The 18,226-nt window shown below is 66.3% G+C and carries 19 protein-coding genes; 10 read left to right on the top strand and 9 right to left on the bottom strand.

The window, feature by feature from the left end; all coding sequences use genetic code 11:
- Nucleotides 1–105 precede the first annotated feature (105 nt).
- Together AC1DNE_RS07825 and AC1DNE_RS07820 are read right to left on the bottom strand one after the other, a co-directional pair.
- Nucleotides 106–951: an aminoglycoside phosphotransferase family protein gene (locus AC1DNE_RS07825; protein WP_441470696.1), complete on the bottom strand. Its 846-nt coding sequence runs from the start codon at nt 949–951 to the stop codon at nt 106–108.
- Entirely contained in the window at nt 948–1,715 is a 768-nt protein-coding gene (locus tag AC1DNE_RS07820; RefSeq protein WP_441470695.1) for an SDR family NAD(P)-dependent oxidoreductase, read from the bottom strand. The genes AC1DNE_RS07825 and AC1DNE_RS07820 overlap by 4 nt, the downstream gene beginning before the upstream one ends.
- Before the next feature lie 33 nt (nt 1,716–1,748).
- On the opposite strand from AC1DNE_RS07820, the gene AC1DNE_RS07815 reads away from it, so the two are divergent.
- Together AC1DNE_RS07815 and AC1DNE_RS07810 are read left to right on the top strand one after the other, a co-directional pair.
- Complete coding sequence (locus tag AC1DNE_RS07815) at nt 1,749–2,105, top strand: VOC family protein (protein ID WP_476766365.1); 357 nt, start codon at nt 1,749–1,751, stop codon at nt 2,103–2,105.
- Nucleotides 2,106–2,170: 65 nt separating this feature from the next.
- Nucleotides 2,171–2,608: a DUF1489 family protein gene (locus AC1DNE_RS07810; RefSeq protein ID WP_441470693.1), complete on the top strand. Its 438-nt coding sequence runs from the start codon at nt 2,171–2,173 to the stop codon at nt 2,606–2,608.
- A 9-nt stretch (nt 2,609–2,617) separates the two neighbouring features.
- On the opposite strand, the gene AC1DNE_RS07805 is transcribed toward AC1DNE_RS07810, so the two are convergent.
- Together AC1DNE_RS07805 and panC are read right to left on the bottom strand one after the other, a co-directional pair.
- Nucleotides 2,618–3,712 (bottom strand): linear amide C-N hydrolase, encoded by a 1,095-nt coding sequence (locus tag AC1DNE_RS07805; RefSeq protein ID WP_476766366.1) that lies wholly within the window; start codon nt 3,710–3,712, stop codon nt 2,618–2,620.
- A gap of 117 nt (nt 3,713–3,829) precedes the next feature.
- Nucleotides 3,830–4,678, bottom strand: a complete 849-nt coding sequence (gene panC, locus AC1DNE_RS07800) for a pantoate--beta-alanine ligase (protein ID WP_476766367.1) — start codon at nt 4,676–4,678, stop codon at nt 3,830–3,832.
- 248 nt (nt 4,679–4,926) lie between these two features.
- On the opposite strand from panC, the gene AC1DNE_RS07795 reads away from it, so the two are divergent.
- Nucleotides 4,927–5,664 (top strand): VWA domain-containing protein, encoded by a 738-nt coding sequence (locus tag AC1DNE_RS07795; RefSeq protein ID WP_476766368.1) that lies wholly within the window; start codon nt 4,927–4,929, stop codon nt 5,662–5,664.
- The gene (locus AC1DNE_RS07790; RefSeq protein WP_476766369.1) at nt 5,664–6,383 is read left to right on the top strand and encodes a DnaJ domain-containing protein; all 720 of its coding nucleotides are present in this window, start codon (nt 5,664–5,666) and stop codon (nt 6,381–6,383) included. Before AC1DNE_RS07795 ends, AC1DNE_RS07790 begins: the two co-directional genes overlap by 1 nt.
- 157 nt (nt 6,384–6,540) lie before the next feature.
- Here AC1DNE_RS07790 and AC1DNE_RS07785 read toward each other — a convergent pair whose 3' ends face one another.
- Nucleotides 6,541–8,205 carry an SPOR domain-containing protein gene (locus tag AC1DNE_RS07785; protein WP_441470688.1) on the bottom strand — a complete coding sequence of 555 codons (1,665 nt, stop codon included), beginning with the start codon at nt 8,203–8,205 and terminating at the stop codon, nt 6,541–6,543.
- A 293-nt stretch (nt 8,206–8,498) separates the two neighbouring features.
- Here AC1DNE_RS07785 and AC1DNE_RS07780 point away from each other — a divergent pair, with 293 nt between their 5' ends.
- Nucleotides 8,499–8,846, top strand: coding sequence for a phasin family protein (locus AC1DNE_RS07780; RefSeq protein ID WP_441470687.1), 348 nt, complete (start codon nt 8,499–8,501; stop codon nt 8,844–8,846).
- A 343-nt stretch (nt 8,847–9,189) separates the two neighbouring features.
- Here the strand turns inward: AC1DNE_RS07780 and AC1DNE_RS07775 are convergent, their stop codons facing one another.
- A complete protein-coding gene (locus AC1DNE_RS07775; RefSeq protein ID WP_441470686.1) occupies nt 9,190–9,762 on the bottom strand; it encodes a hypothetical protein in 573 nt (190 codons plus the stop codon).
- Between the two features lie 609 nt (nt 9,763–10,371).
- Between AC1DNE_RS07775 and AC1DNE_RS07770 the strand changes: the two genes are divergently transcribed.
- Nucleotides 10,372–11,901, top strand: coding sequence for a UxaA family hydrolase (locus AC1DNE_RS07770; protein ID WP_441470685.1), 1,530 nt, complete (start codon nt 10,372–10,374; stop codon nt 11,899–11,901).
- Nucleotides 11,902–11,919: 18 nt separating this feature from the next.
- Here the strand turns inward: AC1DNE_RS07770 and AC1DNE_RS07765 are convergent, their stop codons facing one another.
- On the bottom strand, nt 11,920–12,894 hold the full coding sequence (locus tag AC1DNE_RS07765) for a VOC family protein (protein ID WP_476766370.1): 975 nt from the start codon (nt 12,892–12,894) through the stop codon (nt 11,920–11,922).
- Between the two features lie 293 nt (nt 12,895–13,187).
- Between AC1DNE_RS07765 and AC1DNE_RS07760 the strand changes: the two genes are divergently transcribed.
- Complete coding sequence (locus AC1DNE_RS07760; RefSeq protein WP_476766371.1) at nt 13,188–13,580, top strand: hypothetical protein; 393 nt, start codon at nt 13,188–13,190, stop codon at nt 13,578–13,580.
- 156 nt (nt 13,581–13,736) lie between these two features.
- Here AC1DNE_RS07760 and AC1DNE_RS07755 read toward each other — a convergent pair whose 3' ends face one another.
- Nucleotides 13,737–14,921: an aminotransferase gene (locus AC1DNE_RS07755; RefSeq protein WP_441470682.1), complete on the bottom strand. Its 1,185-nt coding sequence runs from the start codon at nt 14,919–14,921 to the stop codon at nt 13,737–13,739.
- 106 nt (nt 14,922–15,027) lie between these two features.
- On the opposite strand from AC1DNE_RS07755, the gene AC1DNE_RS07750 reads away from it, so the two are divergent.
- The 3 genes from AC1DNE_RS07750 to AC1DNE_RS07740 all read left to right on the top strand — a co-directional run bounded on the left by AC1DNE_RS07750 (nt 15,028) and on the right by AC1DNE_RS07740 (nt 17,844).
- Complete coding sequence (locus AC1DNE_RS07750) at nt 15,028–15,783, top strand: SIR2 family NAD-dependent protein deacylase (protein WP_476766372.1); 756 nt, start codon at nt 15,028–15,030, stop codon at nt 15,781–15,783.
- A gap of 185 nt (nt 15,784–15,968) precedes the next feature.
- On the top strand, nt 15,969–16,583 hold the full coding sequence (locus AC1DNE_RS07745; RefSeq protein ID WP_441470680.1) for a cold-shock protein: 615 nt from the start codon (nt 15,969–15,971) through the stop codon (nt 16,581–16,583).
- A 379-nt stretch (nt 16,584–16,962) separates the two neighbouring features.
- Entirely contained in the window at nt 16,963–17,844 is an 882-nt protein-coding gene (locus AC1DNE_RS07740; protein WP_441470679.1) for an HD-GYP domain-containing protein, read from the top strand.
- 4 nt (nt 17,845–17,848) lie between these two features.
- On the opposite strand, the gene AC1DNE_RS07735 is transcribed toward AC1DNE_RS07740, so the two are convergent.
- Nucleotides 17,849–18,199: a HesB/IscA family protein gene (locus tag AC1DNE_RS07735; RefSeq protein ID WP_441470678.1), complete on the bottom strand. Its 351-nt coding sequence runs from the start codon at nt 18,197–18,199 to the stop codon at nt 17,849–17,851.
- Between the last annotated feature and the right edge of the window lie 27 nt (nt 18,200–18,226).

The raw sequence follows: 18,226 nt of genomic DNA, 5'->3' as shown, positions 1-18,226 counted from the left end.
GCGCAGCCGCGCCGATCCGGGATCCGTTCCGGAACGGTTCATGCATGGATCCCGGATCTCCGCTTCGCTGCGTCCGGGATGACGAGGATTGGACTAAAGGGAGCGCTAATTGGCGAGCGCTGCGGCCGCCTTCTCCAAGATGGTCAAATTGACCTCCGCCAGCGGATCGTCGTCGCCCATGAACCAGGCGGCCGAGAGGCCGCACCAGGCGACGATCCATTTCAGCAGGCGCCCTCGCTCCAGTCCGGATTTCGCCAGCACGATCTCCAGCCGCCGCTCGAAGGCGCCCGGCGCGACCGCGACGGGCGGCTGTGGATCGGCAAGGTCTGGGTCGCAGAACAGGATGGTGTATTCGAAGGCACGGTCGCCGATCACGGATTTCGGGTCGATGGCGCGCCAGCCGCGTCCCTCGAAATCGAGGACGTTGTCATGATGCAGGTCGGCGTGCAGCGGCATGACCTCGCGCTGGGCGGCGAGGAGTTCGTTCGCAACCGCGGCCGAGCGGGCGAGGAGGCCTCCGCGTTCGTCCGCCATCGGAAAGAGATCCTTGAACCAGGTTTCGAGCGGGATCAGCCCGCAGGGGGCCGGGCCGCGCGGCTTCTGCAGGGCGGCGATCGCGTCGCAGAGGATGGCCGTCGCCTCGTCGTCGCCTTGCGCGCCGCTGCGGGCCATGGCGGCCAGCGAACGCCGACCGGTGGCACGCTCGATCAGCATCGCCTCACCATTCTCGCTGCGGGCGAGCAGGCGGGCGGCGCCGTCGCCGTTCCAGTATACCAGCGGCAGGTAGCCGCGCCGCTCGTCCTCGGCCTCGGGCAGCTTGAGCATGGCGGGCGCGCCGTGCCGCAGGACGGGCAGAAGGCGGCTGGCGCGCGTTGCGATCGGCGCGCCGTCCGGGACAAGGCTCCAGCGCGAGAGCCAGGGCTCGAACGGCCTTGGAGAAATCTCGTTCATCCGCGGCCGATGATCGGGAACTGCTCGGCCTCGTAGATCTGGCCGGAAACGGGCGCGCTGTCGTCGGAGAGCCAGAAGGCGGTGTGCGCGGCGATCTCCTCCGGCTGCATGATGCGGCCGGTCGGCGCATGGCGGAGCGGGACATGGTTCTGCCAGCCTAGCGGCTGGCCTTCGCGCTGCTGCGTCGCGTCCTCGTTGGCGGTCCAGGTCCAGCCGACATTGAGTTGGTTGGCGCGGATTCGCTCGGGGCCGAGCGTGTTGGCGAGGTTGCGCGTCATCGTCATCAGCGCTCCCTTCGACATCGAATAGACGGTCAGGTTCGACAGTCCGCAATAGGCGTTGATCGAGCCGACGGTGACGATGGCGCCCGGCGATTTCTGGGCCCGGAAGGCGCCGATCGCCGCCTCGGCGCAGAGCAGCGGCGCACGGGTGTTGATCGCGAACATATGGTCGAAGAAGGCGGCGGTGGTCTCGCCGAGGATGCCGCGCGGATAGATGCCCGCATTGTTGACAAGCCCGTCGATGCGGCCGAAGGCGCCGACCGTGGCATCGACGATGGCCTGTGCCGTGGCAGGCTCGGCGAGGTCGCCGGTGATCCCGCTGGCGGCAGTGCCGAGACGGGCGACCGCCGCGTCGACGTCGGCCCGGTCGCGGCCGTGGATCAGCACCTTCGCGCCTTCGGCGATCAGGCGCTCGGCCATGGCATAGCCTATGCCGGTTGAGGAGCCGGTGACGAGGATGGCCTTGCCTGTGAGTCCGCGCATGATGATCGTCCGTAGCCTGTCGAGGAAAAGAGCATGACGGTGAAGCGTATCGTGGCGAACATGCTAGCCGCCGAACCGGGGCTGGCAAAACCCTTCTACGGGGGCATTTTTGACATGCACCCCGTCATGGACCACGGCTGGATCCAGACCTATGCCGCCGATGGCGACGCGGCCCGGCCACAGCTCAGCTTCGCCAGCGAGGGCGGCTCGGGTGCGCCGGTGCCGGACCTGTCGATCGAGGTCGATGATCTCGATGCGGTGTTCGCCAGGGTCGAGGCGGCTGGCTTGCCGATTGAGTACGGGCCGGCTGACGAGCCCTGGGGTGTCAGGCGCTTCTTCCTGCGCGACCCGTTCGGGCGGCTCGTCAATGTGCTGGCGCATCGCGCCTGAGGCGATCTGTGGAGAAAGGCCGGAGAGGCTGGCCGGTCGGCTCTCCGAAGCCTATTTTAGCGACCATGTCCCTGCACCTGCTCAAGCTCTGCGTCGGCGCGGAATCGATCGGCGATCTCGAGGAATGGATCGAGCAGCGCGTGGCCCAGCGCCAGGCGCGCGGCGAACCGATCGAGCAGCTTCATACGACGCGCATGGTGCCGAAGAAGATCGAGGAGATCCTCGATGGCGGCTCGCTCTACTGGGTGATCAAGGGGCAGATCTCGGCGCGCCAGCGCCTGACCGACATACGCCCCTTCACCGATGCGGACGGCATCGGCCGCTGCCATCTTGTGATGGAACCGGCGGTGGTTCCGGTCGAGCCGCGCCCGTTCCGCCCCTTCCAGGGCTGGCGCTATCTCCAGGCCAAGGACGCGCCACGCGATCTTTCCGAGCATGGCGGCGATCTCGGCGAGATGCCGGAGGAGCTGCGGCGAGAGCTCGCTGGGCTCGGGCTTCTGTAAGCGACGGGCTCAACCCTTCAGGCCGAGAAAGGCGAAGGGCTTGGCCGGGACGAAGCTGCCGGTCGCGTCGCCGGAATAGGTGTGGTCCTGGTCCGTGCCGAGATCGAGCTTGCGGGTGCCGCCCGCAGTCGAGAAGTCGATCTTCTTGAGGTCCACCCAGAAGGTGTTCGGCGTCAGCGCGGACTCGAAGAAATACAGCTTGCGGGCATGGTCGAAGACGGTGCGCCAGCGCGTCGACGAAATGTTCGGCTGGTCGGGCGTCGTCAGCCCGTACGGCACCGAGACATTGCGGATGACGCTGAAGACGCTGGCGACGGCCCGGTTCGGGTCGGGGTCCTTCGGGATGGCGTTGGCATAGAAGGCGGCGCGGACGAAGCGGTCGGAAGCCCGGTTGGTGCCCGGCAGCATCACGGTGCCGCCGATCTGCTTCCAGTACTCGGCGAGCGCGAGCTGCTTCTCGAAGATTGGTGAGTTGGTCATCACCTGATAGGCGCGGTCATGATGGATGACCTGCTTACCGCCGACATATTCGACGATGGCGCTGTCACCGCTCGAATCGGAAAGCGAAAGATGCACGGTGGCGAGGCGGTCCTCGCCCGGCATCGCGTCCGTGATGATGGTGAAGGGCTCCTCACGCAGTGCGACGACGGCCTCGCTCACCGTGGCGAAGTTGTCGAGCACATATTGCGCCCAGAGGGAAATGCTGAGCCCCGGCTTCGAGCCGGCTTCGAACTTGGGATATTCGGACTCGACCAGCCAAAGCAGATTGGCCGAGAGCCCGGCCTCGTTGACGCCGTCGCTGCTGGAGATGTCGTAAGCCGAGGCGATCACGCTGCCGTACTTCGCCGTCCAGCGCGCGGTGTTCGCGCCAGTCTCGCCGGTACGCGCGACGCCGCGCGGCAGAATCCAGAGATTGGTGGCGATGTCGCTCTTCCAGTCCATCGAGCGCGCGGTAACGACCCTGCCATTCGCTCCGAAATAGACGAAGCGGGTGCAGGCCTGGGCAGCCGTGTCGGCGAGCAGCGCGCAAGCGAGAACGATGGCGGCGCCCCGGCGCAGGAAAGTGTTTCGGCCGCGCGCCGCGCTCCCCGATGCATGGATCATCCACCGCTCTCCTCTGGCTCGGGCGTTTTCAGGATGCCGACGGCTGGCCCGACGGTTTCCCGAGCCCTGCCAGCGTAGCGTTTCCGTTTGACGCCGCAATCATGGTCGCGGCGGCGTTCAGACCGGGATGTTGTCGATCAGGCGCGTGCTGCCGATACGGGCGGCGAGCAGCAGGCGGATCGGGCCGTCGGCGAGCGAGGTGATCGGCGCGAGTGTCTCGGCGTGGCGTGCTTCCAGATAATCGAGCTCGAAGCCGGCGGTAATGATTGCGTTCTGCGCGTCGGCGACCGCCTTGAACAGTTCGTCGCGGTTGCGGATGCGGGTGGCGAGGTCCTGCATCACGCGGTGGAGGACCGGTGCGAGCGCCCGATGTTCGGCCGAGAGATAGCGGTTGCGCGAGGACATGGCGAGGCCGTCCGCCTCGCGGATCGTCGCCAGCGGCACGACGGCGATGCCGAGGTCGAGATCAACAGCCATGCGGGTGACGACCTTGAGCTGCTGATAGTCCTTCTCGCCGAAGATCGCGCAATCTGCGCGCGACTGGGTGAAGAGCTTGCAGCAGACCGTCGCGACGCCCTCGAAATGCGTCGGGCGGAAGCGGTCTTCGAGGCCGACGGCGGCCGGACCCAGCAACAGCACCCGGGTGGCGAAGCCCGCCGGATACATCTCTTCGACCGAAGGGAAGAAGACGGCGTCCGCGCCGGCCGCGAGGAGCTTGGCGCAGTCGTCGTCGAAGGTGCGCGGGTACTTCTTGAAATCCTCGTGCGGCGCGAACTGAGTCGGGTTGACGAAGATCGAGACGATGACCCGCCTTGCGTGCCGCTGGCCTTCGGTGACCAGCGCGATGTGGCCCTCATGCAGCGCGCCCATGGTCGGCACCAGCGCGACCTTTTCGCCGGCCGCGTGCCAGCCGGCGACGGCTTCGCGCATCGCGGCGACCGTCTCGAATACCGTGATCCCAGCCATGGACTTCTCTTTCTCGTCTGCGTCGATCTTCGCAGCCCTCATCCTGAGGAGCCGCCTCGCGGCGTCTCGAAGGATGCTCCAGGAGATTCCGGAACCATCTGAAGCATCCTTCGAGACGCGGACTTCGTCCGCTCCTCAGGATGAGGGCTGAGAGGAACAGGCCGACCTCCGTCCGGGACGGGTAGCAAATGCGGTGGCGATGGCCAATATCAGAACGAACGGAACGATTCCGTCGGATCGATGGGTTGATGAACGAGAAGAACGATCGCGCTGTCGGCAAGGCCGCCGCGACCACGCCGACAGGGCATTCGCAGCCAGGGGAAATCGACCGCTTCCTCGGAGCGGCGAAGCGGCTGGCGCCGCTGGCAACGGGCCAGGCGGGACGGCTGGTCTTCGCGCTCGACGCCACGATGAGCCGCCAGCCGAGCTGGGATCTCGCCTGTTCGCTGCAGGCGCGGATGTTCGAGGTCACCGGACAGAGCGGCGGGCTGGCCGTCCAGCTCGTCTATTTCCGGGGCATCGGCGAATGCCGGGCATCGGGATGGGTCGGCGAGCCCGAGCGGCTGACCGGGTTGATGCGCAGGATTGCTTGCGACGGCGGACAGACACAGATCGCCCGCGTTCTGCGCCATGTCCGTGACGAGGCTGCAAAGGTGCCGGTGCGCGCTTTCGTCTTTGTCGGCGACGCAATGGAAGAGGATGTCGATGCGCTGGCGACGCTGGCAGGAGAGCTCGGCCTGCGCGGCATCCGCGGCTTCGTTTTCCAGGAGGGGTTCGATCCAGCCGCGAGCGCGGCCTTCGCGACGATCGCGCGGCTGACCGGTGGCGCCCATGCGCGCTTCGACGTCAACGCGCCGGCCTCGCTGCTGGAACTCCTGCGCGGTGCGGCTGCTTATGCTGCCGGCGGCCGGGAGGCGATGTTGCGGCTCGCCGGATCGAGCCCGGCGGTGAAGGGGCTGATCGCCGCCATGGACGGAGGGCGCTAGTGGGTTTGCTCTACGGCGTCGCCGTCCTGATCCTGGTCTGGTGGCTGGCGAAGCTCTTCGCCGGGACCAATCCGAAGGCGCTGGCGCGGGTGATGAAGACCATCGGCGGCGTCGCCTCGCTCGGCGTAGCCGGGCTGCTGATCGTGCGCGGCCGGATGGATATGGCGATCTTCCTCGGCGGCGTCGGCGCCTGGCTGCTCGGCTGGAGCGCGACCGGGCCGGGTGGCATCCGCTTTCCCTGGGCCGACAGGTCCGGGCCGACGGCGGGCGCGACGTCGAAGGTCGGCTCGACGCTGCTGGAGATGGAGCTCGACCACGACAGCGGCGCGATGACCGGCAGCGTTAGGGCGGGCACCTATGCGGGGCGCGCGCTCGACGGCCTGACGATGAGCGAACTCAGCGCGCTGATGCGTGAATGCCTGGCGCGCGATCCCGATGGAGCACGCCTGCTAGAGGCATATCTCGACCGCCGGTCGCCCGGCTGGCGTGAAGACGCTCAGCGTGATCGCGACGCGGGGCAGCGCGGCGCGCCGGGCGCGGGCGCGATGACGCAGCAGGAGGCCTACGAGATCCTGGGGCTTCAGCCGGGGGCGAGCGAGGAGGCGGTCCGCGAAGCCCACCGGGCTTTGATGAAGCGCATCCACCCGGATGCCGGGGGCACCAGCGGCCTTGCCGCTCGCGTCAACCAGGCCAAGGACGTCCTTGTGAAGCAGCGATAGCGAGGGGTGAGGGGAGTGCGTCTGCGACATGGCGTGAACTCCTTTCCCTGGCCGGTCAGCTCGCCTTGCGTCCTGACGGACGCAGGTTCGGCGATCTGTCTTTGCGATTGCGCATCGGATTCTCCCGAAAACCGGATTCCACTTTTGAGTCCGATGCTCAGCTGCGGGTGGCGAAGCAGGAGAAGCCGCCGCGCTTCAGCTGCGCGCATGCGTTCTGCGCGTCCTTGGGATCGTCGAAGCCGGCGAAGCGGGCGCGGAAGAGGGTGGAGCCGCCCTTCTCGACCTTCTCGGTGAAGGGCGAGGCGCTGGCGAGCGAGCCGGAAGCCTTGGCACGGGCGCGGGCCAGGATCTCCTTGGCCTTGCCCTCGTCATCGGTCGCACCGAGCTGGATCACCCATTTGCCGGAGGCGACGACGGCCGCCTGGTGTGACATGGCGGGGGCGGGCTCGGGAGCCTGCGCTTTCGCCGGAACAGCGTCTGCCTTGCGGGCCACGCTGGCGGCAGGCATCTCGGCCTTGGCCTCGGCGACCTCCACCGGCTCGGCGACGGGCTCCGGCGCCTTGGTGATCGAAGAGGTGACGTCGACATTCGCCGGCGGGCGCAGAACCTTGGCGTCGGCCGGCTGGGCGCCGATCGACCAGCGCATGGCGGACGGCGTCGTGGTCGCGGTGACCGGGCGCATGCCGGAGAGCTGCACCGGCTGGGCGCCCATGGCGACCGGGCGCGGCGGGGCGATCGGCGTCGTCGTCGGCATCGGGGCATAGGCGCGGGCTGCAGCCGGCAGCGGCTGCTGTTCTTCGGTCTGCTGCCGCGGGCGCGGAACCGGGATCGGCGCCGGCTCGGCGGCGACCTGCTGGACGGCCGCGGCGCGCGGGCGCTCCTCGAAGCGCGGACGCTCCTCGGGCTCGGGCGCCTCGGCGACCATCACCGAGGAGCGGCCGCTGGTCGCGGCGCGCGGCAGGTTGGCCAGCACGAGATCGGTCATGATCTTGTCGCGTGAGGCGCCGGAGCGGCCGCCGAGCACGACGGAGACGACGTGCCGGCCGTCCGACTTGGCCGAGGTCATCAGGTTGAAACCGGATGCGCGGGTATAGCCGGTCTTGATGCCGTCGACGCCCTCGACCTTGCCGAGCAGGCGGTTATGGCCGCGGATGGTGCGGCTGCCGTACTGGAAGGCCCGCGTCGAGAACAGCGGGTAGTATTTCGGGAAGCGCTCCTGGATGGCGCGAGCGAGGATGGTGAGGTCGCGCGCGGTCGTCAGGTTCGGCGGCGAATGCGGCAGGCCGTGGGGGTTGTAGAACCGCGTCGAGTTCATGCCCAGCGAACGGGCCTTGCGCGTCATCTGCTCGGCGAAAGCTTCCTCGGAGCCGGCGATGTTCTCGGCGACGACGACGGAGGAGTCGTTGGCCGAGAGCGTGATCATGCTCTTGATGACGTCCTCGACCGCGATGGTCGAGCCGGGGCGCAGGCCGAGCTTGGTCGGCGGCTGCGAGGCGGCATAGGACGAGACCTTGAGCTCGGAATCCATCGAGAAGCGGCCGCGCTCCATCTGCTCGAACAGCATGTAGAGCGTCATGACCTTGGTCAGCGAGGCCGGGATGCGCGCGGCATCCTCGTTGACCGCGTGCAGCGTGCGGCCGGTCCTGGCATCGACGACCATCGCCGCGTAGGGCGGCGTGTAGCCGCCGCCTGCAGCATGATGCCGGCGCTTGCGCGCCTCGGCCGGGGAGGAGGCCATCGTGGCCGCGACTGCGGCGATGCCGATCAGCCCGACAACGGCCCGCAGACGCGGCCGCTGAAACACAACGCAACCCAGAACCATGAACTCGCCTCGAACTCACTGTCGTTCCCGTCCCGCGCTCATTTTTCGTGGCACGCAGGACACAGTAGGGCGAGATTAGGAGGATGCGGTTACGGAGCCGTTAAAACTTAAACGGTTGCGACCGGAACGATCTGCGTTTGGTGCATTGCAGCGTCCTATTGACTTTCATGTTGCAATGCACAATATGCAGGCAGTCCCGGTGGTGAACTCTTCATACGACCTTGGGGCGACACGACGGCCGCTCTGGCCCATTCACTCTGAGGCGGCACCCGGGGTGCCAGGAGAGACGACCCATGATCCAGCAGTTTGAGACCATCCAGAAGGCCTCCAAAGAGAACGTCGATGCGGCCCTGAAGGCTTTCGGTGTTACCTCCAAGAGCGTCCAGACGATCGCCGTCGAGGCGACTGATTACGCCAAGAAGTCCTTCGAGGCTGGCACCGCCACGCTCGAGAAGCTCGCCGGCGTGAAGACCTTCGACAAGGCCCTGGAGATCCAGGCCGACTACATCAAGACCTCTTTCGAGGGCGCGGTCGCCCAGCTCACCAAGATGGGCGAGCTCTACACCGCTCTCGCCAAGGACGCCTACAAGCCGTTCGAGGGCATCGTTGCGAAGGCTGTCCCGACCGCTCCGAAGGCGTGATGCCGGCAGGCTGCCGCAAGGCAGCCTGATCTCGAGAGAGTTCGAGTGCGTTTGAGAGCCCCGGCCCCCAAGGCTGGGGTTTTTCTTTGGGTCGTGTGGCTCCTCGTGTCCGAATGTCCGTTGAGGGTCGATAGCTGACATTCTCGTGTTTCGGCCGCCGGGGTGTGTTAATCCGGACACCTGCCAGCGCCCTTGCCTGCGGCCGTGAAGAACTTCGCCGTTAAGTGCTCGTTGTTTGACGAGCATGACCCCGGATCTCATCATGAAGCGCGTGATAATAGGGGCTGTCTTCGCGGCAATGGCTTCCATGCCAAGGAGGCCGACTTCGCAGGGCCTCCGCCACTTAGCGATTGTTCTCAGGTATTGACGGGGCGGGGCGGCGCTTTTCGTAATCGATGACAGCGCGTGACATCTCCAGAAGCTCAGGAAATGGCTGGTTAGGCTCCTTGAAGCAGTTGTTGTTCCTGGCAGAAAGTACCGTCAACGTCCCATCCGCCTCCTCGAACAGAGTGACTTTGACCTTGAAGTGCTTGACATATGTGATGATCCCCGAAGGCGTTCCGAGCGGCTCGTCGATGCAGAACTCCGTATAGGCTTTTCCACCTGAGCTGGTTGCCTCAACATGGAAGGCGCTGAACTTCGGCGCCTTCACGTTTTCGAGCACAGTCTCTGGACTGAATCCCCCAACGCGAAGTGCTGACAACGCGACCTGTTTTCGGATTTTTACGGTGGAATGACGCTCCGGCGCTGGCAGGGAGGTCCTTTTGCGGAGATCCTCAGCCGACAGGCATCCAGCCAATGCCAGAGCACTCGCAAAGCATCCAATCAGGCCAACATTCATTTCCAATCCCCAGTCGGCAGCTCTTAAATTCGGTGTGGTTCTATATTGGGCTATAGGTGTCAAGCCGCCCGACATGACGAATGTCTCAGTTGGGTCGACAGCGGACGTGGGTGGTGCCACTACAGCCTACATGACTATCTCCCTCGCCATCGGGCTGGCCATCGGCTTGTTGATCGGCGCCTTGATTTCCGTAGCCGCCATATGGCGTCTGCTTCCGCATCAACGACGCTCGCGAATGTCTCGTCCTGCGGGGATAGCGTGGCTTTGTGCGCTGCTTCTGTCGTTACCTGCGACTACTCTGATCAGCTTGTCCCTTTACGGGCAGATTAACCGCGAGATTTTCTTGCGGAAAACGGACGACGCTCGACTATGCGCTGAAAACGCGACCCGTGCTGTCGCCGAAAATTCTGCATCACGAACATGGGACTGGCGCTGGCACTATGAGGCCTGCTTGGACGAGCAGAGAGCTCTGAGATGATAAGCCGTAGAAACTCGTTCGCTGCCTTGCTTACGACGTCTCTTAGGGGTCGAAAGCCGACCTACACGGCTAAGCCGACAGCTTTTCGCATCATCACGGCTGCGCATGGCCGTTTCCTCTTTTGAACCGATTGAAAACGCGGCCGGTTGGGCGCATTTCTAGGAGTGTGCGCCGCCGTCGCGGTGCCGGAGGTTTCGGTTCTCGCCATGCTCGACAAATCAGTGCCGCCCCGCACGCTCAAGCTCAACGCCGCCGACAACGTCGTCGTCGCCGTCGACCCGGTCGATGCCGGCGTGACGGCGGCGGGCGTTGAGGCGCTGAAGCGCATCCCGCGCGGGCACAAGATGGCGATCGCCCCGATCGCCAAGGACCAGCCGATCCGCAAGTTCGGCCAGATCATCGGCTTCGCGACGGCCGATATCGTGCCCGGCGAATGGGTGCACGAGCACAATACCGGCTTCCACGCCTTCGATCGCGACTACGCCTTCGCTGCGGAGGCGAAGCCCGAATTCGTGCTGCCGATCGAGCAACAGGCGACCTTCCAGGGCTTCCGTCGCGCCAACGGCAAGGCCGGCACGCGCAACTATGTCGGCATCCTGACCTCGGTGAACTGCTCGGCCTCGGCGGCGCGCTTCATGGCCGAGGAAGTGAAGCGTTCCGGCCTGCTCGACGACTATCCGAATGTCGACGGCGTGATCGCGCTCACCCACGGCACGGGCTGCGGCATCGACTATAATGGCGAGAGCTTCGAGGTGCTGAAGCGCACCACCTGGGGCTATGCCTGCAACCCGAACATGGCGGCGGTGCTGGTCGTCGGACTCGGCTGCGAGGGCTTCCAGATCAGCCGCATGAAGGAAGCCTATGGCATCAGCGAAAGCGACGTCTTCCGCACGCTGACGATCCAGGAGACGGGCGGGACGAAGAAGGCCGTCGCCGCCGGCATCGACGCGCTGAAGACGATGCTGCCGATCGCCAACAGGGCGGTGCGCGAGACGGTGCCGGCCTCCGAGCTGATGCTTGCGCTGCAGTGCGGCGGCTCGGACGGTTATTCCGGCATCACCGCCAATCCGGCGCTTGGGGCCGCCGTCGATATTCTCGTCGAGCATGGCGGCACGGCGATCCTCTCCGAGACTCCCGAGATCTATGGCGCCGAGCATCTGCTGACGCGCCGTGCCGCGACGCGCGAAGTCGGCGAAAAGCTCGTCGGTATCATCAAGTGGTGGGAGGATTATACCGAGCGCGCCCGCATGAGCATGAACAACAACCCCTCGCCGGGGAACAAGGCGGGCGGGCTCACCACCATCCTGGAGAAGTCGCTGGGCGCGGCCGCCAAGGGCGGCACCAGGACGCTCTCGGCGGTCTATCACTATGCCGAGCCGGTGACGGAGAAGGGCTTCGTCTACATGGACACGCCCGGCTACGATCCCGTCGCAGCCACGGGGCAGGTGGCCGGCGGCGCCAACATCCTCGCCTTCACCACCGGCCGCGGATCGGCCTATGGCTGCAAGCCGACGCCCTCGATGAAGCTCGCGACCAACACGCCGATCTACGAGAAGATGATCGACGACATGGACATCAATTGCGGCGATGTGCTCGACGGCGTCTCGCTTGAGCAGAAGGGCCGCGAGATCTTCGAGAAGCTGCTCAAGGTCGCCTCGGGCGAGAAGACCAAGTCCGAACAGCTCGGTTATGGCGATGCCGAGTTCGTGCCCTGGCAGATCGGCGCGACGATGTGAGGGCCGGGCGGGGCTCGCTCAGCCCTGCAGCAGCCTGACGCGCGTGCCCCAGGGGTCGAGGCTCTCGAACCCGCCGGACAGCGGCGTCGTCGCGATGCCGGCCGCCGCGAGGCGGTCGGCCTGAGCGGCCATAAGCTCCGGCTTTTCCGTCATCAGCGAGAACCAGGCGAGGCCGGTTCTGCCGTCGTCGCGCCGTCCGGCGCCGGCGCTGTTCCAGGTGTTCAGCGCCAGATGATGGTGGTAGCCGCCCGAGGACAGGAAGCTCGCGGTATCGCGCCGGCTCGTCGGCGCCAGACCGAGCAGATCGCGATAAAAGCGGTCGCCCGCATCGACATCGCCGACGCGCAGGTGGATGTGCCCGATGCGCAGCCCCTCCGGCGCCCTGGTGTAGTCGCTCGCGCTCGTGTCGGTCAGCGACAGGATGTCGTCGACGTCGAGCCGATGCGTGCCCATGACGATGCGACCGTTGTCCCAACGCCAGCCTTCGGCAGAGCGGTCGGCATAGACCTCGATGCCGTTGCCTTCGGGATCGTTGAGGTAGACGGCCTCACTGACGCTATGGTCGGCGAAGCCCGTCAGCGGCGTGCGATTGCGCGCGACATGGACGAGCCAGCGCGCCAGATCCCGCCGGCTCGGCATCAGGAAAGCGATGTGGAATAGCCCGGCGGAGGTGGGAGGCTCCAGCGCCGCGTCCGGCCGCGGCTCCAGCGTGAGCAGGGCGCCTTCGCCGGTGCCGAGGGTGACGGAGGCGGCGCCGCGCGCCAGCACGGACAGGCCGCTGACGTCGCGGTAGTAGCTGGTCACACGCTCGACATCGCGGACCTTGAGCGCCGCGGCGCCCACCCGGATCGGCGTCTTGCTGGCGAAGCCAGGCCCCGCTGGCGGCGCTGAGACCGGCCCGCCCTCGGCCCGGGCGGCGAAGGAGGCGGCGGCTGTGAGCGACGAGGCTCCGGCGAGCTGAAGCAAGGTGCGGCGGGCGAGGGCGCTGTTCATCGTTGGGAGGCTTTGCGCAGTGGCTGGATGCGCTTCAAGGCCATGAAATCTGGCGGCGTGCACCTCACAAGCGCGTGGGCGGATGTCGCCGGGCCGGCTTTTCGGGCAAGTCACGCCGTCGGGGAGGCCTCGTTTTCGGGCAAGTCTCGTTTTCAGGTTAGTCTTGGGGACGGAAGGTCTACGCTCCCAATTCTCGCCGCGCTTTGAACCGGATCGGTCCCGACCGCGACCAAGAACCGGGCCGGCGCGGCCGTTGAGGCGTGCCGGCTTCTCTGTCATCGGTTGGGGACATCATGAAGACCGTGTTTCTCGTTACGATCCCGCGTGTTCTGCTCGGGCTGCTTTTCCTCGTCAGCGCCGTCGACGGCTTTTGGTGGCTGGCGACCGGGACCAATCTCATTCATCCGCCGACGAGCGAACGCGGGCTGGCCTTCGAGGCGGCGCTTCAGAACTCGGGCTTCATCTGGCCGATGGTCAAGGTGGTGAACCTCGCCGGGGGGCTGAGCCTGCTGCTCAACCTGGCGCCGGCTTTCGGCCTCGTGCTGCTTGCACCTATCATGACGGTGATCGTGTTCTTCCACCTCGTGCTGAACCCGCAGGGCATCCCCGTCGCGCTCATCATGACGGTGCTGGGACTGCTGCTTGTCTTCGCCTATCGCGATCGCTTTCAGGCGCTTTTCCGGTAGAAGCGACTTCCTGTCCGGAGGCTCCGGCCGACTCTCGCGTCATGGTCGGGCTTGCCCCGACCATCCACGTCTTCCATCGTCAATGGCGGTATCCAAGACGTGGATGCTCGCCACGAGGGCGAGCATGACGGTTCAGCGACGCTCTCGGAAAACCTCTCAGATCGAGAAACCCTTGAGCCGGTCGCCGAGCAGGCCGATCCGCTCGGCCGCGACATTGGCGATGGCGATGCGCAGATGGTTCTCCTGCCCGGGGCCGAAATAGGGGCCGGGCAGGGCGAGCACGCCGCGCTCCTCGACCAGCCGGCGCACCACATCGGCCGCCGGGGTGCCTTCGAAGGGGTGGGCGACATAGGCGAAATAGGCGCCTGCCGAGAGCACGCGCCAGTCGTTCAGCGGCGCCATCGCCTGACGGAACAGTGCGGCGCGGTCGTTGATCTCGGCCCGGTTGCGCTCGCGCCAGTCGCGGATACCGTCGATGCCCCAGGTGATGGCAGTCTGTCCGGCCCGAACCGGGCTGATCTGGACGCAGTCGAGCACCTTGCTGATCTGGGCGAGGGCGGCGTCGCCGGCTGTGATGGCGCCGAGCCGCCAGCCAGGAACGGCATAGGCCTTGGAGAAGCTGTAGAGGCCGATCACGGAATCCTGCCAGCCGCTTGTGGCGAAGACCTCATGCGGCTTGGCAACTGTCGCCGGCAGGAAGTCGCGATAGGTCTCGTCGAGCACGAGCCAGATGCCGCGCCGGGCGCAGAGCGCGGCGAAGGCGGCGATCGTCTCGGGCGGGTAGACCGCGCCGGTGGGGTTGTTGGGTGTGACCAGTACGATCGCGCGGGTGCGATCGTCGATCAGTGCGTCGGCCGTCGCAGCGTCCGGCACGAATCCGGCCTCCGGCGCGCAGGGTAGCGGGCGCGCCTCGACGCCGAGCATGGTCAGCGTCATCTCGTGGTTGAAGTACCAGGGCGTCGGCAGCAGCACGTTGTCGCCCGCGCGGGCGAGCGCCATCATGGTGACGACATAGGCCTGGTTGCAGCCCGAGGTGACGGCGATTTCGCCGGGGGCGAAGGACGCGCCGTAGACGCGCGAAATCTCCGCCGCATAGGTTTCGCGCAGCCCGGAGTCGCCGGTAATACCGCCATAGCGCGTGGCGGCAGGATCGGCGGCGGCTTCGGCAAGCTTGTCGAGCAGCGCCTGAGGCGGCGGCGAGCCGGGAACTGCCTGCGACAGGTCGATCAGCGGGCCGAAGCGTCCGTCATAAGCCCGCGCCCAACCCTGCGCCTCAGGGATTGGCGGGGGCCCGGTGTCGATGAGATCGGGATTGAACGAGGCGGGTGCGGTCGTCGGCATGATCCGACTGGTTTGGGGCGTGCGCCCCGTTCCGTCAATCGCCTTGGAAGCGTCGCAAGCGCGGTCCATATCTGCAAGGCTTCCATTCAACCGAGCGGGCGGCCCCATGCAGGACGAGACCGAGGACGCGATCGCCGAGCTCCATGCCACGCTCGACCGGGCGGACAGCATTCTCAGCTTCACCGGCGCGGGAATTTCGACGGAGTCGGGCGTGCCGGATTTCCGCTCGCCCGGTTCGCCCTGGATGGTCAACAAGCCGATTCCGTTCGAGGCCTTCGTGCAGAGCCGCGAAGCGCGCATCGAGGCCTGGCGCCGCAAATTCGCGATGGACGACCATTATCGCGAGGCTAGGCCCAATGTCGGCCACAGGGCACTGGCGCGGCTGGTGGCGGACCGGCGCTCCCCGGCCATCGTGACGCAGAATATCGACGGGCTGCACCAGGCCTCCGGCGTGCCGGCCGATCAGGTGATCGAGCTGCACGGCAACGGCACCTACGCCACCTGCCTCACCTGCGGCTGGCGGCATGAACTGGCGGCGATCCGCCCGGCCTTCGAGGCGAGCGGCGAGCCGCCGAGCTGCATGATGTGCACGGGGCCGGTGAAGTCGGCGACGATCTCGTTCGGCCAGGCGATGCCGCAGGAGGCGATGATGCGGGCGCAGGCGCTCGCGCTGGAATGCGACCTCTTCCTCGTCGTGGGGTCTTCGCTGGTCGTCTACCCGGCGGCAACGCTGCCGGTGATCGCGAAGCGGCAGGGCGCCAAGCTCGTCATCCTCAACCGCGAGCCGACGGAGCTCGACCCGATCGCCGATCTCGTCATCCGCGCGGAGAGCGGAGTTGCGTTGCGGCGGCTCGCCTCCTGAGCCGAAGGGGTGTGACCCGTGCGGTCGGAGGCCGGCCCGACAGCCGCGCGAGCATGAGCGGGCTATTTCGGCAACACCGGAGCCCGCGGATGATGTGGACGACCATTTGCGGGCTGTATACCGAATCCGCAGCGATGCTATCGTGGCAACACGAATCAAGCGTTGTGCGTGGGGGTGAGCGGCACATGTCCGACGAATTCGGTGAGAGCGGGCGGCCACCGATGGGTCCCATCCAGTCACTCAACCGCGTCATGCGGCTCGATGGACCAAGCGGTCACGCTTCCGAGGTTCCGGTCGAGATCGCCGGCTACGTCAAATGGTTCGATGTCTCGAAGGGTTACGGCTTCGTCGTTCCCGAGGCGGGCGGTACCGATATCCTCCTGCACGTCACCATTCTGAAGCGTGATGGTTTCAATACGATAGCGGAGGGCGCTCGCATTGTGCTCGAAGCGGTCGAGAAGAACCGTGGTCGCCAGGCTGTGCGGGTTCTTTCGATCGACACCTCCTCCGGGCGCCATCCCTCCGAGATGCCGATGGCGCGCACCAACGTCGCCGTGACGCCGACCAGCGGACTCGAGCGCATGGTGGTGAAATGGTTCAACCGGTTGCGCGGCTTCGGCTTCGTCTCGAAGGGCGAAGGCGCGCCCGACATCTTCGTGCATATGGAGACGCTGCGGCGCTATGGCCTCGTCGAGCTGATCCCGGGACAGACCGTACTGGTGCGCTACGGACCCGGACCGAAGGGGCTGATGGCCGCCGAGGTCCGGCTGGAGCAGGGCGGCGCTGCCGTTTCGCATTGACGAACCGCTAAGCATGACAGCGCAACCGGGGGTGTCGCCGACCTGTTGCTGGGGACTTCCCCGGCTATCGGCTTAAGCCGGCAGTCCGCTTTTACGCTTCCTCAATCGGCACGGTTATGATGAGGCCTTCTCGGGAGGCCTCCCCATTCTCGTTCTCGTCAGCGATCACGAAGGCCGGCGCCAGTCGCTACAGCGCACGCTCTCGCTTTGGGGAGCATGTTCGGCAACCGGTCCGGACGAGGTTAGCTCCGCCAGGGAGCGCGGACGGCTGCTCGTCGTCGATCTCGATCTGTCGGGCCGGGGCGCCATCGAGACGGCGCGCACCGTGCTGGCGCCCTATCGACACGCGGGAGCGCCCTGCCTTTTCTTGCTGAGAGACATGTCGCCGCGTTCCCAGACGCAGGCCCATGCACTCGGCGCGCGCGAGGTCCTGCCCGTCGATACGCCTCGGTCCGTTCTGCTGGACAAGGTCGGCAATTTGCTCGGCTCGGCCGCTCCGACGAGCGCCGGCGCCGGGATTCAGCGCCGTTTCATCGCAGCCTCGGCAGCGCTCGGCGATCTGCTCGACGCGGCCGCGAGCGATGGGCATATACCGATTGCGGCGATCAACGGCAGTGTCGAGGCTCTCAACAGGGCGGCCGAAGGCGGGGATCTCGACGCGTGGCTCGATCTCGTCTGGCAGCACGATGACGCCACCTATCAGCATTGCCTGCTCGTCTCGGGGCTGGTGGCCGCCTTCGCTCACCGTCTCGGATTCGGCGAAGCCGATCGGCGGCTGATCACCGGCGCGGCCGTGCTGCACGATATCGGCAAGGCACGGATTCCGCTCGATATCCTGCGCAAGCCCGGCAAACTGACGGCGCAAGAGCGCAAGATCATCTGGCAACATCCGCAGATCGGATACGACATGCTCGTGGCTCAGGGCGGGTTCGCACCGACGGTTCTCGCCGCGGTGCTCTCTCACCACGAATACCTCGACGGATCAGGCTATCCGCAGGGCTTGAGCGGAAAACAGATCTCCGATCCTGTCCGCGTGATCACGATCTGCGACATCTACGCGGCGCTTATCGAACGGCGACCTTACAGAGCGCCGATGCCGCCCGAGGAGGCCTATGCCATCCTCATCGGCATGGAGAGCAAGCTCGACCTGGATCTGGTCCGCGTCTTTGGAGAGGTGATCGTCGCGGCATCCACCGCGCGGCTCGGGCGGCGTGTCGAGACGCGCACGGCACCCACACGTCGCTCCGGGGGTGTCGGCTAGTGCGCTAGACGGCGAAGGACGTCCCGCAGCCGCAGGAGCTCGTTGCGTTCGGGTTGGTGATGCGGAAGGACTGGCCGATCAGGTCGTCGACGAAATCGATGGTGCAGCCCTCCAGCAGATCGAGCGATGTTTCGTCGATCAGGACGGTGGCGCCGTCGCGCTCGATGACGAGATCGTCGGGCGCCTTCTCCCGGCCGACATCGAAGATGTACTGAAAGCCCGAACAGCCGCCGCCGGCGACACTGACGCGCAGCATCGAGCCCGGCGGCTCGTTTGCCATTACCGAGAGAATTCGTTTCGCTGCGTTTGCAGTCACCGCAATGCCGCGCGGATTGACCGCAAGATCGGTCGACATGGTCAGATGCTCCTTGCACCTTGGTTG

Source organism: Allobosea sp. 05L423, from assembly GCF_056397745.1.
The sequence above is the reverse complement of the archived record's forward strand: the minus strand, read 5'-3'. Positions and strand labels throughout refer to the sequence as shown.